The sequence below is a fragment of the Oleiphilus sp. HI0128 genome (assembly GCF_001635365.1).
Map to the genome: position 1 here is coordinate 1 of NZ_LWGG01001481.1, position 1341 is coordinate 1341.

Sequence of the window (1341 nt, forward strand, 5' to 3'; positions counted from 1 at the left end):
GCAGGTTGATTCCCAATAAACCGTGGTCGCAGCAGCAATCCCAGATGTGCTCGTAGTTATTTAGGCACATCTCATTGAGTTTTTTTAGGCGTTTACCGAGCTTCAAAGTTTTGATTCCATTAATAATAAAAAGGGCCGCATATTTGCGACCCTTTTTTAGTACTGCTGTAGCGCTGTTCTTAGTATGAACGCTGAGCTTAGATCAACTCAATCGCCATAGCGGTTGCTTCACCACCACCAATACATAGTGCAGCAACACCTTTAGACTTGTCTTTCACTTTCAATGCGTTGATCAAGGTAACCAACAAACGTGAACCTGTTGAACCAACAGGGTGGCCTTGTGCACATGCACCACCGAAGATGTTCACCGTTTCTGGGTCAAGACCTAGGTCAATGATAGGCATCATTGCAACCATTGCGAAGGCTTCGTTGATTTCATACAAATCAACATCTTCTTTAGTCCAGCCTGTCTTAGCAAACAAGTTTTCAATTGCGCCAACAGGAGCGATTGTAAATTCACTTGGGTGTTGGGATTGCGTAGCATGACCAACGATACGAGCAACAGGCTTAAGGCCACGTGCTTCAGCTTCGCTTTCACGCATTAGAACAAGTGCTGATGCGCCATCTGAGATTGATGAAGCATTCGCTGCAGTGATGGTACCATCTTTAGCAAAAGCTGCGCGAAGACTAGGGATTTTCTCGATGTTAGCGTTGAATGGCTGCTCATCGTGCTCAACCACAGTATCGCCACGGCGAGACTTAACGGTTACTGGAACGATTTCAGCTTTTAGCAAACCTTCTTCCGTTGCAGTTTTTGCACGAGTAAGTGATTGGATCGCATAGTCATCCATCTGCTCACGTGTATAACCTTTCTTGTCTGCAACTTCTTGTGCGAAAGAACCCATTAGACGACCTGTTTCAGCATCTTCCAAACCATCTAGGAACATGTGATCCATTGCTTGGTCACCGTGACCCATGCGGAAGCCCTTACGAGCCGTTGGCAAAATATAAGGAGCGTTAGACATAGACTCCATGCCGCCAGCAATCATTACATCGTTAGTGCCTGCCTTGATCGCATCGTGTGCCATCATCGCCGCTTTCATACCTGAACCACAAAGCTTGTTGATTGTGGTAGCACCCGTTGCATCAGGTAGGCCTGCTTGACGCATTGCCTGGCGAGCTGGGCCTTGCTTAAGACCGGCTGGCAATACGTTACCCATGATCACTTCTTGTACGTCTTCAGGCTTAANGCCCGCACGCTCGACCGCTTCTTTGATAACGATGCTGCCTAGCTCAGGCGCAGGAACAGTAGACAGGCTACCTTGAAGACCACCCATTGGT

Annotated in this window: 1 protein-coding gene; it reads right to left on the bottom strand. The window is 47.5% G+C overall.

The features are described 5' to 3' along the window. Positions 1-197: 197 nt before the first annotated feature. Positions 198-1341 (bottom strand): acetyl-CoA C-acyltransferase (locus A3763_RS24405; protein WP_197483099.1); only part of this gene is annotated, 1144 nt, incomplete at its 5' end.